The organism is Pumilibacter intestinalis (assembly GCF_943193005.1).
GTDB classification, from domain to species: domain Bacteria; phylum Bacillota; class Clostridia; order Christensenellales; family Pumilibacteraceae; genus Pumilibacter; species Pumilibacter intestinalis.
The window spans coordinates 22,131-28,130 of record NZ_CALPCH010000022.1 but is presented as its reverse complement, the minus strand read 5'-3'; the positions used below and the strand labels follow the sequence as shown (position 1 = coordinate 28,130).

4 protein-coding genes are annotated in these 6,000 nt (G+C 50.3%); all 4 read right to left on the bottom strand.

The features are described 5' to 3' along the window. Positions 1 to 424: 424 nt before the first annotated feature. Positions 425 to 1,387: an NAD(P)H-dependent glycerol-3-phosphate dehydrogenase gene (locus tag NFR55_RS09185; protein ID WP_251548454.1), complete on the bottom strand. Its 963-nt coding sequence runs from the start codon at positions 1,385 to 1,387 to the stop codon at positions 425 to 427. 479 nt (positions 1,388 to 1,866) lie between these two features. Continuing rightward, positions 1,867 to 3,327, bottom strand: coding sequence for an IMP dehydrogenase (gene guaB / locus NFR55_RS09180; protein WP_251548453.1), 1,461 nt, complete (start codon positions 3,325 to 3,327; stop codon positions 1,867 to 1,869). 31 nt (positions 3,328 to 3,358) lie between these two features. After that, entirely contained in the window at positions 3,359 to 4,639 is a 1,281-nt protein-coding gene (locus NFR55_RS09175) for a hypothetical protein (protein WP_251548452.1), read from the bottom strand. A gap of 79 nt (positions 4,640 to 4,718) precedes the next feature. Next, entirely contained in the window at positions 4,719 to 5,405 is a 687-nt protein-coding gene (locus NFR55_RS09170) for a hypothetical protein (protein ID WP_251548451.1), read from the bottom strand. Positions 5,406 to 6,000 lie beyond the last annotated feature (595 nt).

Sequence of the window (6,000 nt, the reverse complement as noted above, 5' to 3'; positions counted from 1 at the left end):
TGTAAATACCATTTGACTCTTCCTCAAAACAATCTCTGACTGTTTCAATTCCAAATTGACTGTTGTTCTACTTTTTTTCTTTGTGTTTTATTCAATTTGCTTTCTTTTCTATTTCGCTTTCAATGTGCGCTCGTGCCGTCTTCAAGCGGACAGCTTATATAGATTACCATATATCTTCCTTTTTGTCAACTGTTTTTTTAATTCTTTTTGAATTTATTTTTATTTTCGACGCGTTATTATATTTTTCTCATGTTTGAGATTGCCGCGGCACTGCGTGCCTCGCAAAGACAAAAAAACCGTAACGGTCATTGCGAGGGCTGTTATTGTTTACTTAGTCATTGCGAGGAGCTAAGCGACGAAGCAATCCCCCGCGCGAGAAAGGCAAAGCCCCTGCAGGCGTTCCGTGCAAGGGCTTTTGAAAATATTATTTGAATTCCGCCGTGGCGGTACGCCCGAAAAGTTCGGTGATGAGTTCTTTGGGCGGAGTCTTTTTGGTTATCATTTCGTTTACCGCGTTCGTTATGGGCATATCCACGCCCAAACGCTTTGCCACGTTTGCAACGGCGCGGGCGGTTGCCACGCCTTCGGCAAGCTTTTCGAAGGGCTGACCGAGCACATAGGCTTCGCCCCACCTGCGGTTGTGGCTGTGCGGCGAAAACAGCGTGGTTTCGTAGTCGCCCAAATGGCACAAGCCGTATGCCGAAAATTCACTGCCGCCGAGAGCCTTTGTAAAGCGAGCAACCTCTCTCGCTCCCCGAGCCATGAGCGGACCTTTGAGAGTAACGTAGTTGAGTCCGTCGAGCACGCCCGCAACAATTCCCATAATGTTCTTTGTTGCCGCGCCCACCTCGGTGCCTATTATATCGTTGCCGTAGTAAAAGCGGATAAGGTCGCTTTTGAACGAGTCGGCGAGAAACTTTGTAAGTTCGGGCAAATAAGAGTCTATCACCATGCAGTTGGGCACGTTTTTGGTAAACTCTTGTATGTGACCGGGACCCGCCCATACCGCTACGTTTTCTTTGGGTATGCCGCTCTCTATCGCAACCTCGCTGAGCCGCTTGCCCGTGGTTTCTTCTATGCCTTTCATGCAAAGCACAAACTTTTTGTTCTTTATATCGCGCTTTGTTATTTCTTGCGCAAACCCGCGAAGTCCTTGGCTGGAAATGCTTATTATAACGGTTTCGGCATGCTCGAGAGCTTCGTCGAGATTACAGGTAAGTTTTATGCTTTCGTCAAAACGGACGTACTCGTTTCTGCCCGTTTCTTTCAAAATACGGTAACTGTAGTCGTGCTCCGGTCCGAAACTGTAAACCTCGTTTCCCAATCTGTTGTTGTACCAGGCAAGGAACGAACCCCATCTGCCGCAACCGAGAACGGATACTTTCATCTTTTTCTCCTTTTGGGCGAATTGCCCGATAAATATGTTTTCTGCCGCATGAGATTGCCACGGGTGCAAGCACCCTCGCAATGACGTTTGGTAATCGCATGGGATTGCCGCGGGTGCAAGCACCCTCGCAATGACGAGATAAACAATAAATTCCCTCGCAATGACGGATAAACCCAAAGCATGTCATTGCGAGCGAGCTATGCGAGCGTGGCAATCTATGGCATGGAACGAATAAAGTTGCTTTTGCTTTCTCATGCATGAGATTGCCGCGCGGCTACGCCGCTCGCAATGACGAGATAACAACAAATTCCCTCGCAATGACGGATAAACCATGCCGCCGAATAAGGCGGCACAGAAGGGTTGCATATTGACACAGCTGTGGGCGTGCCCGCGCAGGGCTGTACATTGACGTACTGCCCTAAGTGGGCGCGCACAACGCAGTGGCAAGATGCGCCCTAATGTGCCGCCGTAAGTCGCCGTTAATTTTTGGGGCTGTAATTAGGGCTTTCCTTCGTAATCGCAATGTCGTGCGGGTGGCTCTCCACGAGCGACGCGCTCGTAATCTTCACAAAACGCGCTTTTGTGCGAAGGCTCTCTATATCGGGCTGTCCGCAGTAGCCCATGCCCGAACGCAGTCCGCCCATGAGCTGAAACACTATGTCGCTGAGGTGTCCGCGATACGGCACTCTGCCTTCCACGCCCTCGGGAACGAGTTTCGCCGCCGACGCTCCGTCTTGAAAGTAGCGGTCTTTGCTGCCGAGAGCCATTGCCCCCAAACTGCCCATGCCGCGATAAGTCTTGAAATTGCGCCCCTGATAAATCTCGAGTTCGCCGGGGCTTTCCGCCGTGCCCGCAAACAGACTGCCTATCATTACGGCGTTAGCTCCCGCCGCTATTGCTTTGGTGATATCGCCGCTGTATTTCACGCCGCCGTCGGCTATAATCTTTTTGCCGTGTTTGTCCGCCGCTTCCGAGCAGTCCATTATTGCGGTTACTTGCGGCACGCCTATGCCCGCCACAATTCGCGTGGTGCATATAGAGCCGGGTCCTATGCCCACTTTTACAACGTCCGCGCCGCGCTTAAACAGTGCGTCGGCGGCTTCCATAGTTGCCACGTTGCCGGCAACAAGGCAGATTTCGGGGAACTTGTTCTTCACCTTTTCCACCGAGTTCATGATGTGTTCGTTGTGTCCGTGCGCGGAGTCGAGCACTATGCAGTCCACTTTGGCGTCTACGAGCGCGCCCGCGCGGTCAAGACAGTCTTTGCCGCCCGATATAGCCGCGCCGACAAGGAGTCTGCCGTTGCGGTCCTTTGCGGAGTTCGGGTACTGTATCGCCTTTTCTATATCTTTAATGGTGATAAGCCCTTTTAGCATGCCGTTTTTGTCCACTATGGGCAACTTTTCTATGCGGTGCTTTCCGAGTATCTTTTGAGCCTCGGCAAGAGTTGTGCCCACGGGCGCGGTAACCAAATTGTCTTTGGTCATTATATTCTTTATGGGCTGGGCGTAATCGGTTTCAAAGCGCAAATCGCGGTTTGTGAGTATGCCAACGAGCTTGCCTTCTTTGGTGATGGGCACGCCCGATATGCGGTATTTGTTCATGAGCTCGAGCGCGTCCGACACAAGGTTGTCCGGTCCGAGAAAGAACGGGTCGGTTATAACGCCGTGCTCGCTGCGCTTTACTTTGTCTATCTCCACCGCCTGCGCGTCTATGGGCATGTTTTTATGTACTATGCCCATGCCGCCCTCGCGAGCGATAGCTATCGCAAGGCGCGACTCGGTAACCGTATCCATTGCCGCGCTGAGAAGCGGAATATTGAGCGTAATTTTGTCGGTAAGACGGGTACTTAAATCCGCTTCGTTCGGCAAAACGTGCGACTCTGCGGGAATGAGCAATACGTCGTCGAACGTGAGTCCTTCTTTAGCTATCCTGTTCATATTTTTACTCCTTAAAAGTTTTCTTTGGATATTATATCTTCATGTAATCTTGCAACATGCCGAGATTAAACCACTGTTTTATGGATACGCGCCGCGTTTGGTACTGCCCTTCCGCCCAAATGCGCACTCCGTCTACCTGCAACCGATTTTCCCAATCGTTGTACCCGTCTCTTAAATCTTCGCGTATTGCTTCGTCGAAATATTCCTGTTTTGCTCTAAGTACCGCAAACATGTTGTGCATGGAATAGGTAAAATCCGAAAGGCACTTAAGATAATAGGTATGCTTGAGATGTTCGGAAACATTCGTTTCCGTACCCGTGGAAGAATACTTTGTTGCGTTAGCCTTAATATACTTTACAAACTTTTCGTAATTGTTCTTTATCTTATCGTAAAGCGGCGTAAAGTCTTTATCCAAAAACAGCTTGAAAGGCTCTTTGCCGTACAAACTAAGCGACTCGGGAACAATATCGAAGGTTAGCGTGCCCGACTCCTTAGCTCCGCTTATTATATCTTTGAGTCCGAGATTTTCAAGTTCGGCGTTTATATATGCCGAAAGTTGCGAAAGAAAGAGGAAATCGGATGCAACGAGCGCGGGCTGTTCCACGCTCGGGCGCGTTATTTCCCACTCCGCTTGTCCCCAATAACTTGTTGCCGAACTCCGCCTAACTCCGATTTTTTCATAGTCGCCGAGAGCATACCACGCCTTAAACTGCGCAATATCGAGCTTATCGAGATAGCTGTACACGTACGGATGCATTGCGGGAAAGGTGTTGCGGAGCGAATACTCGTCCACAGCGGTTGTCCGTTTTAACAAAGCGGTTGTTTGTTCATCACGGTCTTGCTCCGTCTGCCAACGTTTTTCAACAAATCCGTTAGTGTATTTATCCACTTTGCGAGCATAAAATTCAACGCCGCGGCTTCCGTAACCGTTTTTCGCTATTTCGTCCTCAAAAAAGTATATTGAATTGTTTGCGGCAAGATAATATGCGTCAACGTATGCTTCGTCGTACTCGTCGGCGTTGCGCGAAAGATATTTTTCCGCGCTCACGAGAGCCATATATTTTAAGTCGAGCGAGCTGTACATGCGCATTGCGGTGTACGGAAAGAACGAAACAAAACACCCGAACAAAAGCACTGCGGCTACCACGGTTAAAAACGCGGAACGAATTCCCACGGCAATCAGGTTTATGCCTGCGGGTTCGGTCTGCGCCTCTTGCGGCGCGGTAAAGCCGCCCTTCCCTTCGGGCGAATATTGCACGTCGTTGTGCTCTATAGAGTTTTGAATTTCTTCGTTAGGGGTCTCGAGTGACAAATGAACTACCTCTACTCGTATTACCCTTTATTATATCACCATTCCCGCGGCTTGGCAACCGTTTTAGCGAAACTTTTCGTTATACTCGCACCGCGCTCACCGCGCCCGTGTCCCCTTTTAAGAGTACGGCAACGGCGTCTTTCTCCGCACCGATAAACGCCACGTACCAAAAGTAGCCGCCGCTCCCGTCTATGGGGTTTTCCATAAGGCGCACGTAAATCTCGCAGTTTAGCCCGCCTTTATTCTTAAAACGCTTGATATCGTTTTTCATGCGCTCGAGCGCGATGGTGAGAGCTTTCTCTGCGGAAATGAGTTCGCCCGTAACCGCGTTTTTCATTTCGAACGACTGTTCGGTTTTTGCCGATACCGTTACGGTAAAGTCGCTTTTTGCGGCTACGGGAATATCGGCGGAAAGCGTTTGCGCAAACGGGTGCGGCAACAAATCGCCCTCGTAAGTTTCGCCGTTTATCTCCGCGCGATAACGGTAAGTTAAGTTCGACTCGAACGAGGCGGGCGTAACCGTAATAACGGTAAAGTCGCGCTTGTTGCCGCTTGCGCCGTCTATGGCGTAAGGCTCTTCGCGCTTGCCCGAAATGGCGCTCACTTTGTAGTCGGCGTTTTCCGCCGCAAACAGGCAGTCGCGCAGTTCGGAAATGTTTTCATAGTATTTATCGAGATTGCCGCCGCCGCAACCCGTAAGCAACATAAACGCGCACACGGCGGCGCACAGAGCGCAAACCGCTCTCTTGCAAAAAGTATTTTTCATTAAAAAAACCTCGCATATAATAACGTTCTCACGCTATATATACGAGGTTTTTCGACCGTTTATGACACGGCTTTATTATTTTTTGGGTGCGGGTTTCTTAGCCGCGGGCTTTTTGGCTGCAGTGCTTTTAGCTGCCGCGGTTTTCTTAGCGGCGGCAGTCTTTTTGGCGGGAGCTTTTGCCGCAGTGGCTACCACCTCGTCGGATGCTTTCTCCTCCGCTTTGGGAGCTTCTTTCTTCGGCTCGGGCTTTTTCTCTTCCACGAAAACGTATTCGGGAGCGTACGCCGCTTTATCCGCTATCACCTCTGCAACCGAAGGTTTGGTTCCTACGGTAATGCCGATAGGGTCAACAACGAATTTCACTTTGTCGTTCACATTGTAATTAACCGTTCCGGGAACGATTGCGCAGAAGCCTTTTTCAATGCCCTCTACGTCGGCGTAAACTATGGTGTTCGCGCCCAAAACGTCGGCGTCTTTAACTCTGCCCACAACTACCATCTTGGGCGACTTGCTCACCTCTTCTTTGCCTACGCGTATTCTGCGAGGGTCTATGTTGATAACCGCGGTGCCGGGTTCGCGAACCTCGGAGTTGGTT